Genomic DNA, 26,049 nt, shown 5'->3' with positions numbered 1-26,049 from the left:
CCCGTGAGGATGGTCCCTCGGTCACGGTCCGCGGGTACGCGGTCTCTCCCTGTTCCCCACGCTCGCGGGGATGGCCAATGGATCTCCGTCAAGCCGGACCGGCACTATCCCCGGCTGCGGCGCGCGCTCAACCGCCGCGCGCCCGGGCTGCAGAAGCTCGCCCGGCTTGCCGTGTTCGTGTGGTTCGAACTGCTCCTCAATCCCGGGCTGGTGTCGTCAAGAGCGCGACGGCTACTGTCCGTTCACGTCGCCCTGCTGTGCCGGCTCAACCTCCTCGGCGTACGGGATCCGACGTTGCGCCGCCCGTTGGCCGTGCCGCGGGTGGCAGGGACCAGCCCGTGCGGACGGCGTTCGGGGTCGGTCGTACGGACGGACATGACCCCGGTGCGCCGTCCGCTCCGTCGACGTCCACCCCGCATGGAAACTACGGGCTCTCGGCCGACCGGATCCTTCTGGTCGGATCCCCGCTGGCCTGGTGCCGCTGCCCGTACCCCGTTCGAGCAGCTGCTCGCCGACCTTGCATCGCTGCAGGATGACGAGCCGGCCCGCTGGGCCGAAGCACGGGAAACCGGACGTAGAGGGAAGCCCCGACCAGCCGGGGGATTACTGGCCGGGGCAGCTCAAAGAGGCGAGGGCACCACTCCCTGGATGGCGACTACCGTCGTCCACTCCTTGCCTGCGCGGGCGGCTTCCCGAAATTCGGGATCCCGCAATCCACCGCGTTCAACCACACTCGATCTCCGTCCGCCGATCGCATTCTGAGTGACCGTGATCGCTCGCCGTGAGGCGGGCACGCAGCTGAGTGCTCACCGTCTGGGCCTGGTCAGATGCCCAGTACCGCTCGGGCGGTGAGGAAGTAGATCACCAGTCCTGTGGCGTCCACCAGTGTCGTGACCATCGGGGCCGAGACCACCGCCGGATCGATGTGAAGGCGTTTCGCCAGGATTGGCATGGCCCCGCCAACCGTCGCCGCCCACCCGCAGATGATCACCAGGGTAATGCCGACCACAAGAGCGATGTGCGCGCCCACGAACACCGTACCCAGCGCCATACCGAGCGTAGCCAGCATCGTTCCCAGCACGACCCCCACCCGGCACTCACGCCAGACGATCGCGGGCAGGTCGTAGACACGCACTTCCCCCAAGGCCAGCGCGCGTACCGCGGCTGTCGCCGCCTGAGCCCCGGCGTTTCCACCGGTACCGATCAGCAGCGGGATGAACATCGCGAGTTGGGTGACCCTCTCAAGCGTGCTCTCGAACGCCTGCGTCACGGTCACGGTGAGTGTCGCGGCCAGCAGCAGAAGCAGGAGCCAAACGACCCTGTAACGTGCCAACTGCCACACAGTCGCCGCCATGTAATGCCCGCTCCACGGAGCCGATCCGGACTGCCGTGCGACGTCCTCCGTGTCCGCCTCCTCGATCACCTCGACCGCGTCGTCAATGGTGAGCAGCCCGACGAGCCTCTCCTCACTATCGACGACGGGCAGGTCCAGGGTGTTCGTCTCACGCATCAGCCGCGCCGCGTCCTCCGCGGAGTCGGCGGCGTGCGCGCGGGGGGACGTCGGCGACGACGAGGTCAACGACATCGATCCCTGGCGGGCTGAGTACGAGCTCACGTAGCTCGACGACGCCGGTCAGGCGGCGTCCGGTGTCCACCACAGGCAGCGTGTAGACGGTCTCGGCATCCCCTCCGTTGGATCGGACGAACTCCAGCGCCTGTTGAACGGTCAGGTGCTGATCCAGCGCGACCACCTCAGGTGTCATGTAGCGACCCACCGAGCCTTCCGGATACCCCAGCAGGGCAGCGGTCACCTGGCGCTCATGCGCACTGAGCCCTGCCAGAACCTTCTGAACCACTTTGGCCGGCGCTTCGCGGAGCATGCGCACACGGTCGTCGGGATCCAGTTCTTCCACCAATTCACGGAAGGCCACGTCCCGCAGTCCCATCAAGATGGCCTGCTGGTCGACGGGCTCCAGTTCTTCGAAGACCTTGATCGCTTCATCTTTGTCGAGAAGCCGAAAGGCGACCACGGCGTCGACGGCGTTCATGCGGGCCAGCTCATCGGCGATGACGTGGGGTGGGCGCTGGCCCAGCAAGTACTGTGCGTCACGCAGATTGTGGCGCTCCAATGCGTCCTGAAGCTCGGTGGGCAGCTCGCCGTCGGGCAGTTGGATGTGCGTCATGGCAGGAATCACCTCGGCAGGCGATGGGGCGGGAGGTTCTGCTATGCCAGGGCGCGTACCGACGCCGTCCCTTTTCCTGGTTGAGGGTCAGCTGTGACAAGTCACAGCACTGCCAGGCGCAGGACGGTCGTACGCGAGGTTCGACTGGGAGGCTCGCTCTGCACGGCGAACCACCTCCCTCCTCTGCATTCGGGCAAGAGCTTGTGCCACGACAGCCTGGTGGCGCCGACAGGCCGTCGATGATTCACAGGACGGCGGCCGACAGGCTCGTGCCGACAGGCTCGTGCCGACAGGCCAGATCATCCCGGCGGTTCACAACGGGGCCACCCGTGCTGCTGTTTCGCGGGGTTTCTTCCATGCCGAATGGGCCGGCCGAAGGATAGGTGCAGGTAAGCAAGACATCGCCCCGGTGGGAATGCCCTCCACGGAGCCGGCCCACCGGGGCCGCACGGCTGATGTCAGGCTCGGGTGACCAGCGCGAAGGTCACACCGGACGGGTCCTTCAGCACCGCGCAACGGCCGACGCCGGTCACGTCTGTGGGAGAGGAGATGACCCTGCCCCCCAGCGAGACCGCCGTCGCGGATGCCGTGTCGATGTCCTCGACGCCGAAGTGCAGGGTCCAGCCCGGAAAGATCGCGGACCCGTTTGTGATTCCGCCGAACTCCGCTGAGGCACCAGCTGCCGTCACGCGAGCGGTATCGCCCGCCGTCGGCGCTACGGCCGTCCAGCCGAAGACCTGGGCGAAGAACGCTGTGGAGCCGTCGACATCTGAGGTGCTCAGTCCGAACCAAGACGGCGTACCAGGTTCGTACACCATGCCGGACCCGGGGTGCTTGTCCGGCTCCCAGGCGCCGAAGACCGCTCCGTCGGGGGCCGTGTAGACGGCGGCACTGCCGGCGACCGACACCTTCCTCGGAGGGCTGACCACGCTGCCTCCAGCCGCCTCCACCGCTTTCGTCGTCTCGGTCAGATCGTCCGTCATGAAGTAGACACTCCAGCCGGCCGAGTGCTCCTCCCCCTCCTTGAGCTTGATCGCGCCCACGATCTTCTCTCCGCGCAGCGTGAAGTTCACGTAGCCGCCCGGGAGTTCCAGGGCGTCCCAACCGAAGAGGGAACTGTAGAAGGCACGCGCAGAGGCGACGTCGGGGGTGTCGAGATCCGCCCAGCACGGTGCGCCCGGAAGGTGGCGGGTGATCTTCATCGTTTCTCTCCTCACACTGCAGCGATCGATCTTCGTCACGATGAGCCAGCCATGCCCAAGGCTCAGCTCGACCAGCGTGGCGGCCCACTGCAGCCAACTCCAGCGCGGGCGGGCAACTCGCAGATTCCTTCCATCGGTTGGGCCGACCATGACGAATTCGCTCAGTCACCCGTCGGCGAGTCATCAGAGCTACTGGCCCACTGCGCCATAGGCGGAGAGCGGCGCGACCGGGTCCGCCCCTTCCAGGACGGTCGGCTTGGCCGGCCCGTCCAGGACGATGAAGCGCGGCCGATCGCCGTGCGACTTCTTCTGATCGCGTGGCCAACGGCTAGGGCGGCCCCGCCAGGCGAGCTGGGTTCTAAGGTCGTTTCAACACCAGCCCCGGAGGGCGGTTTGATCTGGGGCCACCAAGGGGGACAGACCCTCGGAGAGCGAACCGTGTGCCTGACTCAGCTTGCGAGAGGTACTGGGCCAGCCTGCTGTACGTCATCGGGCGGCGGTGACAATCTCCCGGGTGCGCGCTGCGTAGGCCCGCGGGTGAGTGGTGTTTCCGTTATGCCCGCCGGGCAACTCCTGCAGCTCGCGGTCAAGCTGCGCGGCGAGGGCCATGGCGCACTGGTCGTAAGAAGACTGTGCGGTTCTCCACCGTGCCCCAGTCTGCGATCACTCCGCTTTGTGCGCAGGCTCCCGCTTTCCGGATCGGAACCGGTCGCTGTGGTGTGGCTCAGGGCTCCCAGCTCGTTGAAGGGCCCGCTGTAGAGAAGCAGTTGGATGCGCCTACGAGGCGTGAGCCAGGCCTGACCTTGTGAAGAGGGTGTTGCTGCGGTCCTCATCCGGGCGTCTCCCCGGTGTGCTGACGGCGGGGTGGCGTAGGCAGGTGCAGCCCTCGGTGGATGTCCATGGCTGCGGACGAGTTGTTGAGGGTGATGTAGTGCAGGCCTGGTGCACCCTCGTCGAGCAGGCGTTGGGCGAGTTCGGTGGCGTGATCCACGCCGATGCGGTGGGACTCACGGGGGTCGTACTGCGCGGTCCGCAGGCGCATCGCCAGGTCGTCGGGGAACGTGGCGTTGCTGAGGTGAGCGAATCGACTGATCTGGTCGTAGCGGGTCGCCGGCATGATCTCTGGGATGACCGGCGTGTCGCACCCTGCGGCGGTGAGCCGATCGCGCAGCCGAAGATAGTCCTCGGCCCGGAAGAACATCTGGGTGATGGCGTAGTCCGCGCCGGCTCGGCACTTGGTCACGAAATGGCGGATGTCGCTGTCCCAGTCGGGTGAGCGCGGGTGCCGCTCGGGGAAGGCTGCCACGCCGATGCTGAAGTTGCCGCATTCTCGGATGAGTTCCACGAGTTCAGCCGCGTGGTTCAGCCCGTTCGGGTGTGGGATCCATGGACCTTGCGGGTCTCCGGGAGGATCTCCCCTCAGCGCGAGCACGTCACGGATGCCGGCATCGGCGTAGCGGCCGATGATCGTGCGCAGTTGGGCCTTCGAGTGGCCGACCGCCGTGAGGTGGGCGACCGGGCGCAGCGTCGTGTTCTCCGCGATCTGTTCGGTGAGGGCGGCCGTTCGTTCCCTGGAGGCGCCGCCTGCTCCGTACGTCACCGATACGAAAGCAGGGTTGAGGGTCTCGACGCGGCGCAGCGCACTCCAGAGGGATCGCTCGCCTCTGGCGGACTTGGGTGGGAAGAACTCGAACGAGTACGACGAGTGGCCGGCCGCGATCAGTTCGGCAGGACCTCGTCGGATCGTCGGGACAGGCGTGGGGGCCAAGGTGGATGCGGTCACGCCCGATCACCTCCTACGGCTGGTCCGTGACGGCGGGGACGTCTGCGTTGTACGCGGCCGTCAACAGGTCGCGCAGGCGCGAAGGGGAAGCGGTGTAGGTCTGGGTGCCGACCGAGGACAGCGCGAGAGCTGCCAGGGCGGATCCCGCGCGTGCGCAGGCCACGGCGTTCTGGCCCATGGTCAAGGAGGCCAGGTAGCCGGCCCGGAAGGCGTCTCCGACACCGGTCGGATCGGCGACTGTCGCCTCTGGGACCGCGGGGATGTCGAGCGTGGGGTCGTCGGCGCGTTCGATGCGGCTGCCCTTCTCGCCGAGGGTGGTGACCCAGGTGCCGACCCGCTTCAGGACGTCGGCTCGTGTCCAGCCCGTCTTGGCGAGCAGCAGTCCGTGTTCGTATTCGTTGGTGAACAAGTGGTCGGCACCGTCGACCAGTTCGCGGATCTCCTCGCCGTCGAGCCGGGCGAGTTGCTGGGACGGGTCGGCGATGAAGCGGAGGCCGTGGGCGCGGCAGGCGCGGGTGTGGCCGAGCATCGCGGAAGGGTCGTCCGCGCCGATGTGGACGAGGTCGACGCCGCCATGGTCGCGGACGACCCCGGCCAGGTCGATGGCGGATGCTTCGGTCATCGCGCCCGGGTAGAAGGAGGCGATCTGGTTGCCGTCCGGGTCGGTGGTGCACAGGAAGCGGGCCGTATGGCGTGTGGTGGAGATGTGGACGGCCGAGACGTCCACGCCCCGCTCGGCCAGCCGTTGGCCGTAGGGGTGGAAGTCGACGCCGACGGCGCCCACCAGGAGGGGGCGATGTCCTAGGCAGGCCAGCCCGTAGGCGATGTTGGCGGCCACGCCTCCGTCTCGGATCTCAAGGGTGTCGACCAGGAACGACAGCGAGACATGGTCCAGGCGGTCGGCCAGCAACTGGTCGGCGATACGGCCGGGGAATGTCATCAGGTGATCGGTGGCGATGGAGCCGGTGACGGCGATCCTCATCTCAGCACCCCGCCGCACGTCGCAGGGCATCGACACGGTCGACGCGCTCCCAGGTGAAGTCGGGCAGTTCGCGTCCGAAGTGACCGTAGGCGGCGGTCTGGGCGTAGATGGGCCTCAGCAGGTCGAGGTCGCGGATGATGGCGGCCGGGCGCAGGTCGAAGACCTGCTTGATGGCGAACTCGATGGCCGTGTGCGGCACGGTGGCGGTGCCGAAGGTCTGCACGAACAGCCCGACCGGATCGGCTTTGCCGATGGCGTAGGCGACTTGGACCTCGCAGCGGCGGGCGAGGCCGGCCGCGACGACGTTCTTGGCGACCCAGCGCATCGCGTAGGCGGCGGAGCGGTCGACCTTGGAGGGGTCCTTGCCGGAGAAGGCGCCGCCGCCGTGACGGGCCATGCCGCCGTATGTATCGATGATGATCTTTCGGCCGGTCAGACCGGCGTCGCCCATCGGGCCGCCGATCTCGAAGCGGCCGGTGGGGTTGACCAGCAGCCGGTGGTCCCCCGTGTCCAGCTTGATGCCTTCGTCCGCCAGCCGCGCGAGTTCGTGCTCGACGACGTGCGTGCGGATGTCGGGGGCCAGCAGACCGTCCAGGTCGACGTCGCCGGCGTGCTGTGCGGAGACGACCACGGTGTCCAGGCGGGCCGGCCGGCTGCCCAGGTACTCGATGGTGACCTGGGTCTTGCCGTCCGGGCGCAGATACGGTGCGATGCCGTCCTTGCGGACCTGGGAGAGCCGGTGCGAGAGCCGGTGCGCCAGTTGGATGGGCAGAGGCATCAATTCCGGCGTTTCGTCGCAGGCGTACCCGAACATCAGCCCCTGGTCGCCCGCCCCCTGCGTCTCCAGAGCGTCGCCGCCCTTGTCTGCCGGATCCACGCCCAGCGCGATGTCCGGGGACTGGGCGCCGATCGAGACGGACACCCCGCACGAGCGGCCGTCGAAGCCCTTCTTCGACGCGTCGTAGCCGATGTCGAGGACCGCCTCGCGGACCAGTCCGGGGATGTCCGCGTACGCCGCGGTGGTCACCTCACCGGCGACGTGCACCTGGCCGGTGGTGATCAGGGTCTCCACGGCGACCCGCGACTGCGGGTCCTCCTTGAGGAGAGCGTCGAGGATCGTGTCGCTGATCCGGTCGGCGATCTTGTCGGGGTGGCCCTCGGTCACGGATTCCGACGTGAACAGGCGGCGGGACATGGCTCTCCCTGGGGTCGCAGCGGCTGCTGACTGTTGGCTGATCGGTGTGCTGGGTCGTGGGGCCGGGCCGGAGAGCTCCTCGGGGGTGTAGGAGCTCTCCGGCCGGTCGGAACGCGGACCGGGCCGACGGGGACGGATGGCCGGCTTCCGTCGGCGGGCAGTGGCATCGACGGGGACTGCCCTCCGCGTCCTGCACGGGGACGGAACCGTTATCGGCTTCCGTCGGACATGGCGGCGACGGCCCGGGCCAGTGTCACCACGCGTTCGGCCTGGACGCGCGCCGCGTTGCGGGTGACGTCACCTACCGGTGCGCTGCCGCCGGCGTCGTGATGCGCCGTTCCGTAGGGGTTGCCGTCGACGAACTTGTGCGGGTGGGTGAATCCGGGCGCGACGACGATTCCGCCGAAGTGGTGGAAGGAGTGCATCAAGGCCAGCAGCGTGGACTCGTTGCCTCCGTGCGAGCTGCCCGTGGAGGTGAAGCCGCTGTAGACCTTGTCGGCCAGCTCACCCTTGCGCCAGGCACCGCCCAGGGTGTCGAGGAACTGCTTGAGTTGGGAGGAGACGTTGCCGAATCGCGTCGGTGACCCCATGAGTACGGCGTCGGCCCACACGATGTCGTCGACCTCGGCCACCGGGACATCGGCCGTTGCCGCGGCGTGGGCGGCCCAGGCCGGATTGGACTCGACGGCGTCCTGGGGTGCCAGTTCCCGGACCTTGCGCAACCGGACCTCGGCACCGGCCTTCTCGGCCGTCTCCGCGATCTCGCGGGCGATGTCGGCGACATGGCCCGTAGCGGAGTAATAGATGACGGCGACCTTCACTGCGTCCTTCATGGCAACGATCACCAGTCCGCCAGGTGCAGGACCTTCACCGGCTCCTCGATCCGCGCCTCAGCGGCGGCAGCCGGGTAGGCGAACGCCCGGTTGAAGTACACGAGCGGCGTCCGGTCATCCGCGTACGTGTCCACCACGCGGCCGATGAGGATGCTGTGGTCACCCGCGTCGACGATGGAATACATCGAGCAGGCGACGCGGGCACAGGCACCGGGTGAACCGGGCAGTCCCAGTTCGCAGGTCTTCATGTCGCCCGCGGCGAACCGGTCGACCCCGGACTGGGCGAAGCGCCGCGCGACCGCGTCCTGTCCGTGTGCGAGGACGTTGATCAGGAAGCGGTCGGCGGACGTGAACGCCTCGTGCGTGCTGGCGGTCTTGTTGAGGCAGACCAGGATCAGGGGCGGATCCAGGGAGACGGAACTGAACGAATTGGCGGTGAATCCCCAGCGTTTTCCCGTGCCGTCGATCGTGGTCACCACGGTCACCGGTCCGGGAACCCTGGCCATCGCATGCGTCAGAGCTGTGCGTTCCATCGTGTCATCTCCGGTTCGTCGCAGGTCAGGGCTGGAGCCGGCGCGCACGCCACCCGTGGTCGTGGAGGTCGTAGCGCAGCCTGCGGTGCAGTCGCTCGGAGTCGGCGCACCAGAACTCCACGGCGACCGGGGACAGCCGGTACCCGACGAAACGAGCCGGGCGGGGCAGCGGCGTACCGGGAGCTCCCAGTCGGGCCGCTTCGGCGCGCAGGGCGGCCACGGCCGCCAGGTCGTCGAGCGGTTCGCTCTGCCGAGAGACCGTGGACATGGAGTGCATGGGGATGGGCCGGCCGAACCAGAGGGCGTCGGATTCGGCGTCGCTGAGCTGCGACACCGGGCCGGAGAGGATGAGCTGCTGGCCGGTCTCCCGCCAGTAGAGGAGGCCGGAGGCCCATCCGGTGGCGGCCAGTTCGCGGCCCTTCTGGCTGGTGCTGTGGCTGAGGAAGACCAGCCCGCGGTCACTGACCTCGGTGAGGGCGACGATGCGGGTGGAGGCCCGGCCCCCGCTGTCGGAGGTGGCCAGGGCGAGCGCGCGGGGCTCCCGCACGCCGCGGGCGGTCGCCTCGGCGATCCACTGGCGGACGAGCGGCATGGGGTCGGGCGGTGGCTTGTCGTACTCGGGGAAGTCGATGTCGACTTCCCCGGTGAGGCTTTCGAACTGGCTGGTGTTCACGTGGTCCTCGCTAGACATAGAAGGTGCCGCGGGCTGCTATGGCGCCGTGGCCGCCGACCCGCACGCTTCGGACGTGCTCGCCCGAGCCGTACGCGGTGGCCAGCATGAGCGAGGAACGGCCCATCTCGACCCCCTGGAGGACCTGGAGGCTCTCGCCGAACGCGCTGAATCCGTGTCGGGCCAGGTGGATGGCAAGGGGGCCGGCGGCCGAGCCGGTCGCCGCGTCCTCGACCACCCCGTAGGCGGGTGAGAACATCCGTGTCCGCCAGTGGGTGCCTTCGCCGGCGAAGCAGTTGGCCGCCATGTCCGGGAAGTGGCTCAGAGCCCTGTGGTCCGGCCTGAGGGCCGACAGCGCGGCCACGCTCTCCAGCCCCACGAAGACGTGCCGCGGGCCGTTGCGGTAGATCTCCACCGGTGCCGTGGACGTCGTGACACCGAGGGCCTCCAGGAGCTCCGCGCTGTGCTCGTACGGCTCCCATGTGGGGATGGGCTGCTCCATCCGCACCGCCGGGATGCCCTCGTCGTCGTGGAGTTCGAACGGGATGAGCCCCATGGCCGTCTCCAGCAGGAGCCGGTCCTCCTTGAGGGTGTGGCTCAGGGCCACCGCCGTGCCGAGCATCGGGTGCCCCGCGAATGGCAACTCGTTGACGGGGGTGAAGATACGGATCCGTGCGTCACCGCCGTGCTCCGGCGGCAGGACGAAGGTGACCTCGGAGAGGTTCATCTCCCGGGCGATGCGCTGCATCAGCTCGGCGCTCAGGTCGGCGGCGTCGAAGAAGACGGCCACGGGATTGCCTTCGAGGGGACGGCGTGCGAAGGCGTCCACCACTATGTATTCGTGCACGGTGTCTCTTCCCCCCGTATGGATGTGGGTGATGTCGTCGGCGGCGCGAACACGGGCCCGAGGCCCTGCAACTCGCGGACGGCGTACGCTCCTTCGACCACGGCCTCGACGTCGAACCCGGTCCGATGAGTGGGCGGGCGGCCGATCAGTTCCGCGGCACGGTTCGCCGGTAAGTCGGCCGGGCGGCCCGACTCCCAGAGCATGACCGCGCCCCAGCGGTTGTGCTGCCGGTCCGCCATCCAGAACTTCAGCCGCAGGCCCGGGACTTCACGCCAGGCATCGACGGTGCCGTCCCGCAGGTGCTCACGCAGGGAGTCGATGGTCTGCGGGGAATCGTCGAGCTCCCACCAGGCGATGTCAACGCGCACGGTCGAGCACCTCCCGGATGGTCTGCCCGACGATGCGTGGCCCGTCGACGGTGAGGACCGACTCGGCGTGGAACTGCATCGAGGCGAACCCTGGGCCGCGGAGGGCATGCACGTGACCGGTCTCCTGGTCACGACTCACTTCCACCAGGCCGATTCCCTCGATGTCCAGCTTGTCCTCGGTGCTGTGGGCGGCGAACGTGTTGTAGAAGCCCACGCGTTCACGGGAGCCGAACAGGTCGATCTCCCACTGAACACCCTGGTTCGGGATGTCCCGGCGGACGAGGTCGAGGCCGAGGGCCAGGCCGAGCACCTGGTGGCTCAGGCACACGGCGATGAAGGGCCGACGCTGCTCCAGAAGGACGTCGATCGCCGAGCGCAGGTGGCTGATTTTGGGGTCGTCGGCGGCACGAGGGTCGCCGGGACCGGGCCCCATCACGACGAGGTCGTGGCCGTCGAACTCGTACGGCTGGTCGAAGCGGCGGACCGTCACGTGCACGCCTTGGGCGCGGAGTTGGTGTCCGATCATCGCCGTGAAGGTGTCCTCCGCGTCGATGACCAGCGCGTTCAGCCCTTCCAGCCCGGTGACCGCCGGTCTGCGGCTCGCGCTGTCCTGCAGCCAGAACTCGGCAATGCCGGTGTTGCGTCGGCTGAGGGCCGCACGGACCTCCGGATGCGCACCGAAGCTGTGGGTGCGTCCGGCCTCAAGGGCAGCGAGGAGCCCGGAAGCCTTGGCGCGCGTCTCCGCGACCTCGGAGAGCGGGTCGGAGTGGCGCACCAGCGTGGCCCCCACACCGATGTGTGCCCGACCGTGTCTGTCGATGTCGGCGGTGCGGATGAGGATGGCCGAGTCGAGTGAGCGTCCACCGTTCACTTCCCGGCCGATGAGTGCGGCTACGCCGCTGTAGTAGCCGCGGCCTTCGGGTTCGTACTTCCGGATGACCCGCGCCGCGCTCTCCAGCGGGCTGCCCGTGACAGTGGGGGCGAACATCGTCTCGTGCAGAATGTCGCGCACGTCGCGGTCGGTCTGGCCCTCGATGAAGTACTCGGCGTGGGCCAGCCGAGCCATCTCCTTGAGGTACGGGCCCAGGACCCGGCCACCGCCCTCGCAAATGCGGGCCATCATCTTGAGTTCCTCGTCGACGACCATGTACAGCTCGTCGGTCTCCTTGCGGTCCGCGAGGAACTCGGTGACGCCCTCCAGCGTGGGGCCGGCAGGGGGATAGCGGTAAGTGCCGCTGATCGGGTTCATCACGGCCGTCCCGCCGCTGACGGAGATGTGCCGCTCAGGCGTAGCGCCGACGAAGGTGCGCCGGCCGGTGTGGATGAGGAAGGTCCAGTACGCACCTTGCTCCCCTTCCAGCAGACGGCGGAAGAACGCCAGCGCGCTGTGGAGCGTGTAGTCGCTGATGTCGGCCACGAAGGAGCGCTTGATGACGAAGTTGGCGCCTTCGCCCGTGCCGATCTCGTCCGTGACGACGCGTCGTACGGTCTCGGCGTACCGCTCGTCATCCATGTCGAAGCCATGGGCGGTGACGTGTGTCGGAATGTCGGGGAGCCGCAGGAGGAGTTCGGGGACGGACACCCTGGCCTGGCTGTTGATCGACAGGGCGATGATCGGTGCGCCGTCGTCGGGTGCCGTGAATCCGCGCTCGGTGATCTGCCGGTACGGCACCACGACCAGGACGTCATCCTCGGTCCGCGGGGATTCGACCCCCGTCTCGGTGAGGGGGATGTCCGCCAGCGTCGTGGGCAGCGTCACGTCGCCGACCAGGATGTCGACGGTGTCCGGCACTGCGCACTCCGGCCGATGCAGCAGGGCGAAGGCGGGCGGCTCCAGGTTCAGGACGCTACCGAGCAGGTCGTCGCGATCCGGGCTGTTCATGCGAATACCTCCGCGGCCGGAACGACCACCGCGCATCGCTGTGCCGCGTAGTCCAGGGCGAGCCGGTGATGGTTCTCGGAGAAGTCACCGAGGGCGTCGGCGACCAGGAACGTCTGTATGTCGTTGGTGAAGGCATCGAGCGCCGTCGCCAGGACACCGACATGCGCGTACACGCCGCAGAGAATGAGCTGGTCACGGCCCGCGGCCCGCATGCGCTCCAGGAGGTCCGAGCGGAAGAAGGCGCTGTACCTCCACTTGGTGAACGTCCAGTCGCCCTCGGTGGGGGCCAGTTCCGGCGTCACTTCGCGGTCGGCCGGGTCGGTGCGCATGCCAGGACCCCAGAAGTCCTTCAGCAGCCCTCGCTGCTCACTGGTCATCCGCCCGGGCTGCGCGGTGTACGCCACCGGCACTCCCAGAGCGGTGCAGCGCTTGCGCAGTGTGGTGGCGTTGTGGACGAGCTCGGTGCGCAAGGGGTCCGGGAGGGCGTTGAGGAAGTAGCGCTGCATGTCGTGGACGAGCAGCACGGTACGCTCCGGGCGCGGCGTCCACTGTGCCAGGTTCTCGGGCAGGCTCTCCGCGGTGGGCAGGGGGTACGACGCGATGGGGGGCAAGCCGGCCATCGAGCAGCTCCTTTCCGGTTCCAGCGATGTGGCCGAGACAGCAGAGGTGTTCACAGAGCGTCGGACCAGGCCGTGACCAGGGAGACGGCCTGCCGTGAGTTGAGGCGAGGGTCGCAGAAGGTGGTGTGCCGGCCGCCGGCCGAGTCGAGTGCGGCGGCGTCGGCGACGCACTCGGTCACATCGTCCGGGGTGGTTTCCAGGTGCAGTCCGCCGGCCACGCCGCCCGCCGACGCCACCGCGCGCCGGAACCCGGCGACCTCGCGGGCCAGGGTGGTCAGCAAGCGGGTCTTCTTGCCGTCCGGCGCGGTGACGGTGTTGCCGTGCATGGGATCGCACAGCCAGATCACGGGATGGCCCGCGGAGCGGACCGCCGCCACCAGGCTCGGCAGACGGTCTTCGACGACGTCGGCGCCCATACGCGCGATCAGAGTGAGGCGGCCGGGCTCCCTGAGCGGGTCGAGACGCTCGCACAGGGAGGTGATCTCATCGGCGCTCATGGTGGGGCCGACCTTGCAGGCCACGGGGTTCACGACGTCGGCGAGCAGCTCGACATGCGCGCCGTCCAGTTGCCGGGTCCGTTCGCCGATCCACGGCCAGTGTGTGGAGCCGAGCCAGCGCCTTCCGTCGCCGACCTCGCGGATCATCGGGACCTCGTAGTCCAGGAGGAGTGCCTCGTGGCTCGTCCACACCAGGGGTTCGATGCTCGGCCAGGCGCGCAGGGCCGGAGCGCGCCATCCCAGGTGTTCGACGATGTCGCCGGCAGCCATGTACCCGGTGAGGATGCGCAGCGGGTCGGGCTGTCTGCTCTCCAGGTCGGGTTCGGGGCTGTTGACCATGTGCCCCCGGTACACCGGCACGACGAGTTCGCCGACCTGCTCGAAGGAGTTCGAGCGCGGCTTGGTGAACTGCCCCGCGATGCGTCCCACGCGGAGGACAGGTTTGCCGGTGACCATCTTCAGCGTGGTGGCCAGCAGGTCCAGGACGGCGGATTTTCGGCGGACGTGCTCCGCGGTGCACTCCTCCGGGTCCTCCGCGCAGTCGCCCGCCTGCACGACGTGCGCTTCGCCCGCGGCGACGGACGCGAGCAGCGACCTGAGGGTGTGTACGTCGTCCACGCGGACCAGCGGCGGGCGGGAGCTGAGAATTTCCCTCACACGCTGGACTTGTGAAAGATCGTTCCATTCGGGTTGTTGCAGGGCTTTGGCCCGCTGGGTTTCGGTTAAGGCATGTCCCACGACTGTTCCCCCGTCGGACGGAGAGGATTTACGGCCGGATCGTGACGGCCCGCGTTGGCGCGGGCCACCTGTCAGGTGGGGATTCCCTCGCGCTCGATGCGCGGGACGTCGATTCCCAGGGACCGGAACTGCCGGCACGGGTTCATGAACTCGCGCTGCTGCTTTATCTTCCCGTTCTCGAACAGGAAGGAGTGGATGAAGTGATTGCGGTAGTGGCCTTCGGGATATCCGGGAAAGAGAATCTTGCCCTCGCCGTCACATTCGACCCAGAAGCGGTTGGGATCCTGGGTGTCGAAGATCTCGATGTTGATCCAGGCCCAGTCGGGGAAGCACTTGAGGGACCAGACGGCGTGGTCCCCCAGCCGGTCGCGGCCACGGATGACGATCGGTTCACCGCTTTCCGTGGTCCACAGGCCCCCGACGCCGTCCTCCGTGAAGAGGAGGTGCCGCCGGAGCCGGTCCTCGCCGCGGGTGTTCATGTACCGCTCGACGATGGCACGGTTGTGGGCGCGCAGCTCGGTCTCGTCGGTGGGTATTCGGGGCTCTGCCATGGGTGTCCTTCGGTGTGGGGGCGGACGAACGGGCTCGGTTGCGTCTCGGTCAGACGATGAAGCTGATGTCACGGGGGTCCTGGCCGACGAGGGCACGGCCGTAGACCTGCTCGGGGATGCCCATGCCGAAGCCGGCATGCCGACTGCCGACGTTGATGTCGCGCCACAGCCGCTGCAGCGGGTTCGCCTCGTTGAAGGCCGAGGAGCCGTGAGCGGTCAGCAGGGTGTCGACGGCCTCCCGGCACAGCCGACCGACCTGGGCGGACTCCAGCCGGTTGCGAGCGCGCACGGTCAGGTCAGTGTTGATGCCGGCCCGTGCGTACTCGTCGACGGTGTCGGCGATGCGGGCCGCGATCAGCTTGGCGGTGTCGATCTTCAAGGTGGCATCAGCGAGGTCGAGCTGGAAGGTCGGCGACTGGGTCTGGTCGCGGTAGGTGGAGCCCGCCACGGGGCGGGTGGGACCCTTGTCGCGGACGAAGGCGAGCGCGGCTTCGGCGCCGCCGATCAACGAGCCGATCAGTCCGATGGCGAACAGGCCGGTCAGGCTGTTGCGGTAGGGCAGGTCGGCGTCGACCACCCCGTCGGTCTCGCCGTTGAGAATGGGCACGTAGGGCACCAGCCGGTGGCCGGGTACGAAGAGCCGGTCGGCGACGACGGTGTTGCTGCCGGTGCCGCGCATCCCGGTGAAGTGCCAGGTGTCCTTGATGCTGATCTCGTCGGCCCGCATCAGGGCGAAGTGGATGTCGGGCCTGCCCTCGGCGGTGGGGACCGCGATCAGGGCGCTGATCCACTGGGCGTGCAGGCACCCTGAGACGTATGCCCACTCACCGCTGACGACGACGCCTCCGTCGACCTGCTCGACGTCCTGTGCGGGGAGCCCCAGGACCAGGGCACACCGGGCGTCGGGATCCTCACCCCACACCTCGTCGCCGACAGCCGACGGGAACAGCGACGCGACGAAGTTCCCGGCGTTCAGTACGCCCGCGATCCAGGCCGCGGAGCAGCATCCGCGGCCGAGTTCGATGGCCACCTCGAGCAGGGTGCGCATGTCCGTCTCGTAACCCCCGTGCCGTCGCGGGGTCCTCAACCGCAGCAGCCCCGACTCGGTCATGGCGGAAACGACGCTCGCGTCAAGACGGCGCTCGCGTTCGCATTCGACGGCGTGCTCCGACAGCAGCTCCCGCAGACCCTCGGCCCGCTTCACCAGCTCGACGCGGTCGGGGACCTGCACGGCGGCAGTAACCATCGGATTTAACATTCCGAACCATTCCCTTCGGTCTTCTTGACGCTGGAACGCTAGGACTCCGAAAACATCAGAGTCAAGGGGGATTGCCTCTCTCATAGGGAATTCAAGAATCCACGAAATGGCATGGGCTTACCCGCACGGCAGCCTCCCCACCCCGTGTTCGCGATTTCGAATATTCACCCTGCGGAAAGACGCATCACATCTGTTGTCGCGCCTCCGCTTTTCCTCGGCGGCGCAGGTTGCCGAGAACAACACGCCCGATCGTGGCGGGCTTGAGCAGAATCGTGGGGGGAGCCAGCAGGGAACTGACTTTGACGAACTCCTGGGTCAGCGCCGAGTCGTGTTCCGCGGCGCTCATCAGCCGGCCGAAGAACGCGTTGCTGAGCCGCACCGGGAGCGGGCGCGGGCCGGCGACCTCGGGGAGCGCGAGGTCACTGCCGACGGCCATCTGCCAGGCGACCTCGATGCGCCGTGCCGCCGCCTTGAAGAAGCGGCGCGGCAACTGGTCCCCGCCCTCGGCGAGAGCGTCCTTCAGCGCACCGGCCTGCAGCGCGGCTGCGGACATCCCCTGACCGTAGACGGGGTTGAAGCTGCAGATCGCGTCGCCGAAGACGAGCAGTCCGTCAGGGAAACGCTCCAGCCGCTCGTAGCGGCGGCGCACGCTCGCCGGATAGCGGTGCGCAATCGGGTCGTCCAGGGGTTCGGCGGCGCAGAGGGCCTCGAAGACGTCCGGGGGAACGATGGGTTTGGCGAAGTCCAGGAACCCGCTCGGGTCGGTGGGCGGGTGATGTCCGCCGTAACCGATCAGGGTCAGCATCCAGTGGTCCTCGCCATGCTGGAGAAACGTTGCACCGGTCGGACGTCCCGGGCAGGCCCCGACGATCACGACCTTCCTCCGGCCGAGGGATCCCGGTGCCACCCTCAGGTTCCGGCTGACGTACTTGATGTCGACCGCGACGCGGTCTTCCTGCGGCTGGTCGTAGCCCAGGTCCGCCAGCCATCGCGTGGTGCGTCCGCCGCGGCCCGTCGCGTCGACGACAAGGTCTGCGGCGAGGTCCCGCTGCGCTCCGTTGTCACGGTGCACGACGCGGGCGCCTATGACGCGTCGTCCGTCGGAGGCGCTGATGAGTCCCGTCGCCTCGCTGCGGTCGATGACCTCGACGTTCGGCAACTCCCTCAGCCGGCAGCGCACTTGGCCCTCCAGTTGAGGCCGGCTCGGCTGATAGGTGGGGATGGGGTCCGCGTAGCGGCCCTCCTGGCTCAGCAGGTGCCCTCCTGGCGCGAAGTGCATCTCGGTGGGTTCCCGGACGACCGGCACACCGCTCGCTTCGAAGTCCTCGAGCAGCCCCGGAAACATCTCTTGCAGCCACTTCGTGCCAGCGGGCAGTATCGCGTGCGCGTGGCGGCCCTGCGGCACCCCGCGCCGGTTCTCGTCCGTCTCCGGCAGCGTGTCCCGGTCGATCAGCGTCACCCGGTCGAAGGTGTCGGACAGCACCCGAGCGGCGAAGAGCCCGCCGATGCTGGCACCCAGGACCACGCAGTGGCTGCCCGGCTCCCTGGACGCGGACTCACCGGAGCTACTGCTACTTCGTGAGCGGTACTCCTCCGGGGCGTCCGGGCGTGCGGTGTCGTCAGACATGCGATTCCTCCGCTGTCCTTGGCGGTGTAGTGGGCGAGCGGCCGTGCCGCGGCGGTCGGACCCGGCGGCGCGGCCCGATGGCGCGCCGGATGCGTTGCGGCGAGGCACTTCCACAGACCGACCGGGAGGGCGGGCGGACGGCCGGAGAGATGGCGATGAGCGTGCAGGAGAGAAGGATGTCGCGAAGTTCTCGGCGTGGTCAGGTCTCTCGAATCGGGCCGCGAATCGGTGCACGTAGCCGAATTTCGTGACAGCTTCCGGCTACGTCGGCAATTTCGCTCGTAACCTCGGTGATGCCGCACGGCCATAAGCCGCGACAGACCCGCCTGAGCTGGCGGCGGGATGGGCCGACCGAAAAAACGCCAGACGTGCTCGCGCTGCACAACATCCCCCGTAACGAATCAGGCAAACCTGCGGAACCCCGTACCGTCTCATTCAGGCCAGGAACCCGCGCGGGCAGAAATCGCAGTATCATCAACGGAATTCCGCGTTCCGGATTCCACTCGGGCCTCGACCTTCCCGTCAGACCGCAGAATGCCCGGTGGAGCGAGCAAGCGTGCCGGTCGCCAGCCAGCACGCCGGGAGCGGTGCCACCGTGCGTCCGTGTCCGATCCGGTGGTCGTCGCCCGCGTACACCTCGGCCTGCCAGCCGTGGCCGCCCATCCAGGACTTGAGGTCATCGCGGGCTGAGAGCCAGGAGGCGCCCTGCTCCTCGACCCGTTCCCGCACGGGCCTGCCCTCCTCCTCGAGCATGGCCGCCTTGAGGTGCTCCAGCATGAGCCGGCTTCCGGGTGCGGACAGCTCGGTGAGCCCGGCCAGGATCGCGTCTCCCGCGGCATCGGTCAGGTACATCAAGAGACCTTCGACCAGCCAGACCGTCGGCTGCGAAGGGTCGAAACCCGCAGCTCGCAGCGCCGACTGCCAGTCCTCCCTCAGGTCTGCGGCCACCCCGTGGCGCTCGCATGCGAGGGGCAGGGCCGACCGTTCGATCAGGGCGTCCTTGAACGCTGTCATTTCCGGCAACTCCACCTCGAACCAGCGCGTCCCGGCCGGCAGATCCAGCCGAACGGTGCGCCCGTCCACGCCCGCGGCCAGCGTGACGACTTGGCGGATCCCGCGCCGGACCGCAGAGAGCACCTCGTCGTCGAAGAACCGCGTGCGCACCGCGAAGTACGTGGGGAAGCCGCGCGCGCTGGTGTGGGTCTGCTTGATCACCTCGGCCACGTCCGCCAGCACCGGGTCCTCCGCCAGCGTCGAGAGCATCGCAGCGGCGAGCGGATCCCGGAACAGCGCATCCGGACGGTCGCTTTCCAGTTGCCGCATCCACGCGACGAAGAGTGCGGTCTGCCCGACTCCGACCGAAGGCGTTTTCAACTCGAGCATAAAATCCTCCCCAAGACGAGTTCAATTCGACGGAAAATGCGAGTCCAGGCACGTGGACGTCACGCCTGAAATACCCCTCGAAGTGGCTTGATTTTTTCCTTGGCGGATGGAACATGAAAGAGAGCGAGAGGGCATGCTGCCCGTTCGCTGCGCACTTACCAACTATGCACAAGCTCTATGCTCAGACGGTGAGCTGATGGAATTCTGTGGGCCTCTGCGGCTGCGATGGTAGCGTGCTCTTCGCTATCTTCAACTTTATTCCATGGAGCAGGCCCCCACTGAAGGATGTGTGCATGCTCGACGACCTGGACCGTGCCCTGATCCACGCGCTGCACATAGACGGCCGCGCGCCCTTCAGCCAGATCGCCACCGCCCTCGACGTCTCACCCCAGACCATCGCCCGCCGCTACCGACGACTGCGCGATGAGGCGTCGTTACGCGTCGTCGGACTTGCGGACCCCCACCGAGCCGGCCAGACCCAATGGCTCATCAGACTCACCGCCGCGGCGAGCTCGGCGCAGGACCTCGCGCACGCCCTGGCCCGTCGACCGGACACCTCGTGGGTCAAACTCACCTCCGGCGGCACCGAGATCGTCGCGATCATCCACGCTCCCACCGACGCCGCCGCGAGCAACTCCTTGCTCCTGCGTGACATCCCACGTACCAACAACGTCACGGCGGTGTCCGCCCACTGCCTGCTGCACATGTATCTGGGAGGCCCCACGAACTGGCGCCGGAGCGCCGATGCCCTCACCGAGGAGCAACAGCGCACCCTGCGCTCGCACGAGGCGGCCGACACCGCGTACGTTCCCGTACCCCGTCAACTGAGCGATGGGGACGCGGATTTGATCCTTGCGCTCCAGAAGGACGGGCGCGCCAGCCACGCGGAACTCGCCCAGGCGACCGGCTGGTCCCCCGTCACCGTCGCGCGCCGCCTGGCCGATCTGCAGGCAGGCGGGGCCATTTTCTTCGACGTCGAGGTCGACACCGGGCCGTTCGGCGCCAACACCAGGGCACTGCTGTGGATGTCGGTGAGCCCCGCGCATCTGGAACACGTGGCGACGACTCTGGCGGGCCACGACGAACTCGCCTTCGTCGCCGCGACCACCGGCCCCACCAATCTCGTGGCCCAGGCGCTGTGCCGCGACCCTGCCGACCTGCACCATTACCTCGCCCGCCGACTCGGCTCCCTCGACGCGATCCACACCCTCGAGACCAGCCCAGTGCTGCAGAACGTCAAGGCGGCAAGCCCGATGATCACGGACCTCGCCCGTACCCGGCGGCCCGCTCCGGCCGCGCGCGCACGGCTGTGAAGGCGTGCGTCCCCTCACACCCGACGACACGGCGACTGGCACACGCCGATGCGGCGACCGCGAGGCCGCCGCATGGACCGCTCAGGAATGTGGCTAGCTCAGGGCTGTGCTCCGGCCCTGTCCGAAGAAGCGTCCTTCTCAATCATCAGCGTGCTGCTGACGAAGCTCATCACTACCAGCGCGACGGCAACCCAGAAGGCGACCTGGACCGCGTGCAGAGCGGCCGAAGGACCGCCGGGCTCCGCGCTGTTGAGGTAGACGCTGCCCAGGACGGCGACCCCCAGCGTGGCTCCCAGTTGCTGGACGGCGTTCAGCATTCCGGCAGCCGACCCGATCTCCTGAGGCTGCAGCGGTTTCAGGGCGATGGTGAAGAAGGCCGGACCGAAGAGGCCGACTCCCAGGCCGATGACGCCCAGTGCGATCAGCAGCGGCTTGGGGTAGGCCGTGGGGTCCGCCGCGTGGTACACGGCGATGGCGGCCACCGCTCCGACCAGGAGTACGGCCAGGCCGATGGACATCGTGTGGTGCCCGTAGCGCCGGACCAGGTGGGCGCCGGCCAGCCACGACGCGATGGCCAGGCCGACCGACCACGGAGCGAGCGTCAACCCCGCGTTGAGCACGTCGGTCCCGAGCCCCAGCTGAAGGTGCAGCACGATGACCATCATCAGACCGTTCGTCACGGCGAAGAACGACGTCGACGTGACCATGGCGGCCGGGAAGCTCCGGTGCGCGAACAGGCTCGGCTCCACGAGCGGGCTGCGGCCGCCCGCGGCCGCACGGCGCTGGTGCAGCCCGAACACGACCATGACGATCAGACCGGCTGCGATGGCCCCCCAGCTCCACCCGGACATCGCGGCGATGTCGCCACCGATGAGGGGGTAGACGATGAGCCCGGTACCGATCATCGCCAACAGTGTGCCGGTCACGTCGAGTGTGGGCCGCTTCGGAGCACGGTTCTCCAGCATCTTGGGCGTGATGGCCAGTACGACCACGGACACAGGGACGTTGACCAGGAACGCCGCGCGCCACGACGAGCCGAACAGGTCGGCGTGGGTCAGGACACCACCGAGCACCGGACCGCAGACCGCGGCCAGGCCCATGACCGGGCCGATGCTGCCCAGGGCCTTGGACATCTCATCGCCGGAGAACATGGTCTTGATCAGGCCGATGGTCTGGGGAATGATCACGGCCGCCGCGGCTCCCTGCACCACACGGAAGGCGATCAGAAGACCCACCGTGGGCGCCAGGGCGCAAGCGAGGGACGCGAGCATGAAGCCCGTGACGCCGATGATGAACAGCCGCCGTCGGCCGGCGATGTCACCCAGTCGGCCACCGGTGATCAGCAGCACCGCGAACGGGAGGGTGTAGGCCGTCGTGAACCACTGGATATCGGACACCGACCCTCCCAGATCGGCGTGGATCGCGGGCGCGGCGACCTGCACGATGGTCGCGTCCAGCAGGTTCATGGCCTCACCGAGCAGCAGGGCGGTGAGCGCCAGCCACCGCCATCGGTACGCCGCTGTGGGAGTCGGCGCGAGCACACGCTCAGCAGTCATCGGGGTTCCTCTCCACCGTTGTCGACACATCGGCTCGCTTCCCTGGGGTCAGGGCATCGAGCTCGACCAGGAGTCAGAGTGGGGGGACGGATCCAATGACCTCCAGCCAGGGCGCGGAGGTGGAAGATTCCTTCCGTCGAGGGCGCCTTCGGTTGCGAATTCCCACGCGCCGACTGGATGCACGCACGCGGCCGTCAACGCCACTGCCTTGACGATCAGGTCGGCTTACGGCGTGAGCTTCCTTCAGTCAGCCGCCTGGGATGGAAGAAATGTTCCAGTGCGGCGTCACAACTGGAGTTGGCGGGCGTGATCACTCCACGCTGGGATCCCTTGGTCACCCCGCGTGCACCAGGGCTTCATATCCATACGTTCTTCCTGTTCAGGAGGGTGAATGGCAGCCCTGCCCGCTACCCAGAGAGAAGTCCGCCTTGTGGCCAGGCCCGACGGGCTACCGCAGTTGGAACACCTCAATGTCGTCGAGACGCCCCTGGCCTCACCAGGGGAAGGCGAGGTACTGGTCCGCAATCGCTTCTTTCAGGTCTTCGCCACGCTGCGTCTCCTCATCACGGGCGTCACGCAGGACACACCGTTCCCCAAGCTCAGCCCCGGCGACACCCTGGTCGGGGCAGCGATCGGCGAGGTGGTCCGCGCCCCTGAGGACAGCGCGCTGCAGCCGGGCGATCTCGTCTCGCACGGGCGGGGCTGGCGCGAGTACGCCGTCGTCCCCGCAGGCGAGTGTGCACGCGTGGACGACGAGGCGCTTCCCGACCCGATAGCCCACCTTCAGCGAGGCTGGACGGCCTACGCGGCGTTGACGCGAGGCGTCGAACTCCGCCCCGGGGACACCGTGTTCGTCTCAGCGGGCGGTAGCGGAATCGGCGCGATGGCCGGAGTGATCGCCAAACGGCTGGGTGCGGGCCGTGTCATCGCCAGCACCAGCTCGCGGCAGAAGGCCGACCGCCTCGTGAACGAGTTCGGTTACGACGAGGCCATCGTCCGAGGTGCCGGACCGCTCACCGAACAGCTGGCGAAGGCCGCGCCGGAGGGCATCGACGTCTTCTTCGACAACGTCGGGGGCGAGCAGCTCCAGGCCGCCGTGGAGGCCGCGCGTCCGGGCGCCCGGTTCGTCCTGATCGGCGCCCTGTCCGGGCAGCTCTCCGAGCACGCCAGCGGGACCACGGCACCCGTCCAGCTGGACTCCATGCCGCTCATCCGCAAGCGGATCGTGATGCGCGGCTTCAGTTCGGACGACTTCGGCGACGAGTCGGAGTGGACCGAGAAGTTCGGTGCGTGGCTCCGATCGGGGGAGGCGGTCTTTCCCCACGCTCGGATCAAGGGCATCGAGCATGCCCCTCAAGCTCTGCTGGACGTGATCGATGGACGGCACATCGGTGCCGTCATCGTCGAGCTGTAGCTCGGTACTCCGTTCGTACGCAACTTCGCTGAGTCGGGCGGAGGTTCCGCGCCTCTGCCCGGCAGTCCCCCATTCCCGCCTCCTACGCCGAGAAGGAGTCTCCGTGTCGCGAGCCACCGCACAAGTACTCGATCTCCCCCTCGATGTCCGTCCCGAGCCGGACGAGCTGATACAGGCCGCCATGGAGTGGCACTTCAACCCTGATACGGGGTCCCGGTTCTGGCTGGAGCGGGCCAAGACCCTGCCCTTCGATCCCCGCGGTGACGTCCGTACCCATGAAGATCTCGGGCTCTTCCCGAACGTAGCGGCCGAACTGCGCGACGTCCGCGCCGAGGACCTGATCCCGCAAGGGTATGGCCAACACCCCGATGTCATCGGGGTGTTCGAGAGCGGCGGGACCACGGGAGCGCCCAAGCGAGTCGTCCTGCTCCGGGACTGGCTGCAACGCATGGTCCACTGGAGCAACGCCAACCTCGACGCCCACGGTTTTCCCGGCGGCGCCAACTGGCTCGGACTCGTCCCGACAGGCCCGCACATCGTAGGTGAGTACTTCCGCAGGTCGGCAACCAGCCACGGTCGCCACGGCTTCACCGTCGACCTCGACCCTCGATGGGTGAAGAAGCTGATCTCCGGGGGACGAGGCGCCGATGCCGACGCCTACGCCGAACACCTCATCGACCAGGCCGCGTTCGTGCTGCGTACCCAGGACATCGGCGTCCTGACCATCACGCCCCCGCTGCTGGAGCGCCTCGCACGGCGGGACGACCTCGCCGAGCTGGTCAACGAGAAGGTCCGGGCCATCCGCTGGGGCGGCACCCAGCTGGATCCCGACTCCCGCTACCTCTACAAGACCGAGGTCTTCCCCAAGACAGCCCTGTGCGGCAACTACGGCAGCACCATGATCCTGGGGTTCGCCGGTGAGCGCCCGGACCTCCCGGAGGACGCCGGCTGCGTCTTCGACTCCTACAGCCCGTATGTCACGTTCTCGGTCGTCGATCCGGAAACGCTCCGGCCGGTCGCGTACGGCGATCGCGGCCGGGTCTTGGTGAATCACATCAGCAAGTCGTTCTTCCTGCCCAACAACCTGGAGCGGGACACGGCAACCCGGATCGAGGCCCTGGCCGGTCAGATCGGCGATGCGGTGGCGGACATCGCTCCGGTCGCGACCTTCGAGAACGAGGCCGTGATCGAGGGGGTCTACTGATGGCGGGGTCCTCCACCGATGTCGTGCAGCTCGACGCCCTGGGGCGTCAGGGCCGGTTCAGGGCCCGCAACCGCATGGCCGTCCACGATGTCGCGGGCCAGGAGGTCGCAGGGCTGAGCCTGGTTCCTCCCCTGTTCGTCGATCGCACGATGAAGTCCCTGCGCCGGGCCGCCACTCCCGCACTCGATGACCGGATAGGCATGATCGGCAGTGCCGCCGAGCTCTTCTCGACCGCCACGTTGGGTGGCCAGTCCGTCGAAGAGTACGAGTACCAGGTCAGTCGGGTCGGCGGGATACCGATCTCCGTGGTGCGTACGACCACCCGAGCCATCGCGGCCCGTATGAGGAAGGCCCACTACAGCGTGGAGCACGCCCGGCCGACCGGAGCGGTGATGCGATGGGACGACCCGCTGACCCGCACCGGCCGCGCGGTGTGGGCACGGCGCGGGAGCGTCTTCGCCGTGCACGCGGCCGGTAACCATCCCGGGCCGCACAGCCTCTGGCCGGAAGCGCTCGCACTGGGCTACCGGGTCGCGGTCCGGCCCTCCCGGCGCGAGCCGTTCACCCCACATCGGCTGGTCACCGCACTGCGCGACGCGGGCTTCGGCAACGACCAGGTGGCACTGCTGCCCACCGACCACGCCACCGCGGACACGCTGCTGCGGGGCGCCGACCTGGGGCTGGTCTACGGCGGCGACGACGTGGTGCGCAAGTACGCCGCCGACCCGTCGATCCTGCCGCAGGGCCCGGGCCGCTCGAAGATTCTGCTGACCGAGGAGACGGACTGGGGGGACCATCTCGACACCATCACCGACTCGGTGATCGGCAAAGGTGGCACCGGCTGCGTCAACACCACCGCCGTGTTCGTCGAAGGCGACCCGACCCCGCTCTGCGAGGCGCTCGCCAAGCGCCTTTCATCGGTGCCCAGCCTGCCTCCCGAGGATCCCGAGGCGGTCCTCCCCGTCCAGCCGCTCGCAACGGCCAAGGCTTTCGAGGCGCACCTACTCCACAAGGCATCAGGTACCAAGCCGTGGCTCGGCGGCGAGGGCGTCATCGCCGAACTGGGCGACGGCAGCGCGGCACTCCGCCCCGCCGTCCATCAACTCGACCGGCCCGATGCGCCCCAGGCTTCCGTCGAGCTTCCCTTCCCTTGCGTATGGGTCGCTCCGTGGACCCGTGAAGCAGGCATCGCGCCGCTGAGGAACAGCCTCGTCCTGACGGCGATCACACACGACGCCGGGCTCGTGGAACAGCTGCTGGAAGAACCATCCATCAGCAACGTATATGTAGGAGATCACCGAACATACTGGATGGAGTCCGGCATGCCACACGACGGCTATCTCGCCGAGTTCCTGATGCGCTGCAAGTCGGTGATCAGGGGCTGACCGTTCCCTGTGGTGGCGAAGGCTC

At 68.1% G+C, this 26,049-nt stretch carries 23 protein-coding genes and 1 pseudogene; 4 read left to right on the top strand and 20 right to left on the bottom strand.

All coding sequences use genetic code 11. From position 1 onward, the window contains the following. Window positions 1-823 precede the first annotated feature (823 nt). The 19 genes and pseudogenes from ACIREI_RS02020 to ACIREI_RS01930 form a co-directional block, all read right to left on the bottom strand. Window positions 824-1,510, bottom strand: coding sequence for a magnesium transporter (locus ACIREI_RS02020; RefSeq protein ID WP_403326274.1), 687 nt, complete (start codon window positions 1,508-1,510; stop codon window positions 824-826). After that, entirely contained in the window at window positions 1,503-2,183 is a 681-nt protein-coding gene (locus ACIREI_RS02015) for a magnesium transporter MgtE N-terminal domain-containing protein (protein ID WP_403326271.1), read from the bottom strand. Before ACIREI_RS02015 ends, ACIREI_RS02020 begins: the two co-directional genes overlap by 8 nt. A 458-nt stretch (window positions 2,184-2,641) precedes the next feature. Beyond that, window positions 2,642-3,385, bottom strand: a complete 744-nt coding sequence (locus ACIREI_RS02010) for a VOC family protein (protein WP_403326268.1) — start codon at window positions 3,383-3,385, stop codon at window positions 2,642-2,644. A gap of 189 nt (window positions 3,386-3,574) precedes the next feature. Next, window positions 3,575-3,721 (bottom strand): annotated as a pseudogene (locus tag ACIREI_RS02005) (3-dehydroquinate synthase); the annotation flags it as partial. A gap of 493 nt (window positions 3,722-4,214) precedes the next feature. Further along, on the bottom strand, window positions 4,215-5,129 hold the full coding sequence (metF, locus tag ACIREI_RS02000) for a methylenetetrahydrofolate reductase [NAD(P)H] (RefSeq protein WP_403326863.1): 915 nt from the start codon (window positions 5,127-5,129) through the stop codon (window positions 4,215-4,217). Between the two features lie 52 nt (window positions 5,130-5,181). Then, a complete protein-coding gene (locus ACIREI_RS01995) occupies window positions 5,182-6,150 on the bottom strand; it encodes a carbohydrate kinase family protein (RefSeq protein ID WP_403326265.1) in 969 nt (322 codons plus the stop codon). A gap of 1 nt (window position 6,151) precedes the next feature. After that, window positions 6,152-7,345, bottom strand: a complete 1,194-nt coding sequence (gene metK / locus ACIREI_RS01990; protein WP_403326262.1) for a methionine adenosyltransferase — start codon at window positions 7,343-7,345, stop codon at window positions 6,152-6,154. Between the two features lie 209 nt (window positions 7,346-7,554). Beyond that, entirely contained in the window at window positions 7,555-8,178 is a 624-nt protein-coding gene (gene wrbA / locus ACIREI_RS01985) for an NAD(P)H:quinone oxidoreductase (protein ID WP_403326259.1), read from the bottom strand. Window positions 8,179-8,186: 8 nt separating this feature from the next. Continuing rightward, on the bottom strand, window positions 8,187-8,711 hold the full coding sequence (locus tag ACIREI_RS01980; protein ID WP_403326256.1) for a flavin reductase family protein: 525 nt from the start codon (window positions 8,709-8,711) through the stop codon (window positions 8,187-8,189). 25 nt (window positions 8,712-8,736) lie between these two features. Beyond that, window positions 8,737-9,384, bottom strand: coding sequence for a phenazine biosynthesis FMN-dependent oxidase PhzG (gene phzG / locus ACIREI_RS01975; protein WP_403326253.1), 648 nt, complete (start codon window positions 9,382-9,384; stop codon window positions 8,737-8,739). Window positions 9,385-9,394: 10 nt separating this feature from the next. After that, entirely contained in the window at window positions 9,395-10,228 is an 834-nt protein-coding gene (locus tag ACIREI_RS01970; protein WP_403326250.1) for a PhzF family phenazine biosynthesis protein, read from the bottom strand. After that, on the bottom strand, window positions 10,213-10,596 hold the full coding sequence (locus tag ACIREI_RS01965) for a hypothetical protein (protein WP_403326247.1): 384 nt from the start codon (window positions 10,594-10,596) through the stop codon (window positions 10,213-10,215). The genes ACIREI_RS01970 and ACIREI_RS01965 overlap by 16 nt, the downstream gene beginning before the upstream one ends. After that, window positions 10,586-12,478 (bottom strand): anthranilate synthase family protein, encoded by a 1,893-nt coding sequence (locus ACIREI_RS01960; protein ID WP_403326244.1) that lies wholly within the window; start codon window positions 12,476-12,478, stop codon window positions 10,586-10,588. Before ACIREI_RS01960 ends, ACIREI_RS01965 begins: the two co-directional genes overlap by 11 nt. Then, a complete protein-coding gene (locus ACIREI_RS01955) occupies window positions 12,475-13,098 on the bottom strand; it encodes an isochorismatase family protein (protein ID WP_403326241.1) in 624 nt (207 codons plus the stop codon). The genes ACIREI_RS01960 and ACIREI_RS01955 overlap by 4 nt, the downstream gene beginning before the upstream one ends. A 50-nt stretch (window positions 13,099-13,148) precedes the next feature. Further along, window positions 13,149-14,333: a 3-deoxy-7-phosphoheptulonate synthase gene (locus ACIREI_RS01950; RefSeq protein ID WP_403326238.1), complete on the bottom strand. Its 1,185-nt coding sequence runs from the start codon at window positions 14,331-14,333 to the stop codon at window positions 13,149-13,151. Window positions 14,334-14,404: 71 nt separating this feature from the next. Next, the gene (locus ACIREI_RS01945; RefSeq protein ID WP_403326235.1) at window positions 14,405-14,884 is read right to left on the bottom strand and encodes a PhzA/PhzB family protein; all 480 of its coding nucleotides are present in this window, start codon (window positions 14,882-14,884) and stop codon (window positions 14,405-14,407) included. Between the two features lie 49 nt (window positions 14,885-14,933). Next, window positions 14,934-16,130 (bottom strand): acyl-CoA dehydrogenase family protein, encoded by a 1,197-nt coding sequence (locus ACIREI_RS01940; RefSeq protein ID WP_403326232.1) that lies wholly within the window; start codon window positions 16,128-16,130, stop codon window positions 14,934-14,936. 196 nt (window positions 16,131-16,326) lie between these two features. Next, complete coding sequence (locus ACIREI_RS01935; protein ID WP_403326229.1) at window positions 16,327-17,769, bottom strand: FAD-dependent oxidoreductase; 1,443 nt, start codon at window positions 17,767-17,769, stop codon at window positions 16,327-16,329. A 522-nt stretch (window positions 17,770-18,291) separates the two neighbouring features. Further along, a complete protein-coding gene (locus ACIREI_RS01930; protein WP_403326227.1) occupies window positions 18,292-19,152 on the bottom strand; it encodes an SAM-dependent methyltransferase in 861 nt (286 codons plus the stop codon). Window positions 19,153-19,445: 293 nt separating this feature from the next. On the opposite strand from ACIREI_RS01930, the gene ACIREI_RS01925 reads away from it, so the two are divergent. Further along, a complete protein-coding gene (locus ACIREI_RS01925; protein WP_403326224.1) occupies window positions 19,446-20,465 on the top strand; it encodes an Lrp/AsnC family transcriptional regulator in 1,020 nt (339 codons plus the stop codon). A 98-nt stretch (window positions 20,466-20,563) separates the two neighbouring features. Here the strand turns inward: ACIREI_RS01925 and ACIREI_RS01920 are convergent, their stop codons facing one another. Further along, window positions 20,564-22,021 (bottom strand): MFS transporter, encoded by a 1,458-nt coding sequence (locus ACIREI_RS01920; protein ID WP_403326221.1) that lies wholly within the window; start codon window positions 22,019-22,021, stop codon window positions 20,564-20,566. A 391-nt stretch (window positions 22,022-22,412) separates the two neighbouring features. Here ACIREI_RS01920 and ACIREI_RS01915 point away from each other — a divergent pair, with 391 nt between their 5' ends. The 3 genes from ACIREI_RS01915 to ACIREI_RS01905 all read left to right on the top strand — a co-directional run bounded on the left by ACIREI_RS01915 (window position 22,413) and on the right by ACIREI_RS01905 (window position 26,024). Further along, entirely contained in the window at window positions 22,413-23,435 is a 1,023-nt protein-coding gene (locus ACIREI_RS01915; RefSeq protein ID WP_403326219.1) for an MDR family NADP-dependent oxidoreductase, read from the top strand. Between the two features lie 103 nt (window positions 23,436-23,538). Then, window positions 23,539-24,639 carry a phenazine antibiotic biosynthesis protein gene (locus tag ACIREI_RS01910; protein WP_403326216.1) on the top strand — a complete coding sequence of 367 codons (1,101 nt, stop codon included), beginning with the start codon at window positions 23,539-23,541 and terminating at the stop codon, window positions 24,637-24,639. After that, entirely contained in the window at window positions 24,639-26,024 is a 1,386-nt protein-coding gene (locus tag ACIREI_RS01905) for an aldehyde dehydrogenase family protein (protein ID WP_403326214.1), read from the top strand. Before ACIREI_RS01910 ends, ACIREI_RS01905 begins: the two co-directional genes overlap by 1 nt. The last annotated feature ends 25 nt before the right edge of the window (window positions 26,025-26,049 follow it).

This window comes from Streptomyces sp. NPDC093591 (assembly GCF_044764885.1).
Lineage (GTDB): Bacteria > Actinomycetota > Actinomycetes > Streptomycetales > Streptomycetaceae > Streptomyces.
Note: the sequence above shows the minus strand (reverse complement) of the source record. Positions and strands in the feature narration are given on the sequence as shown.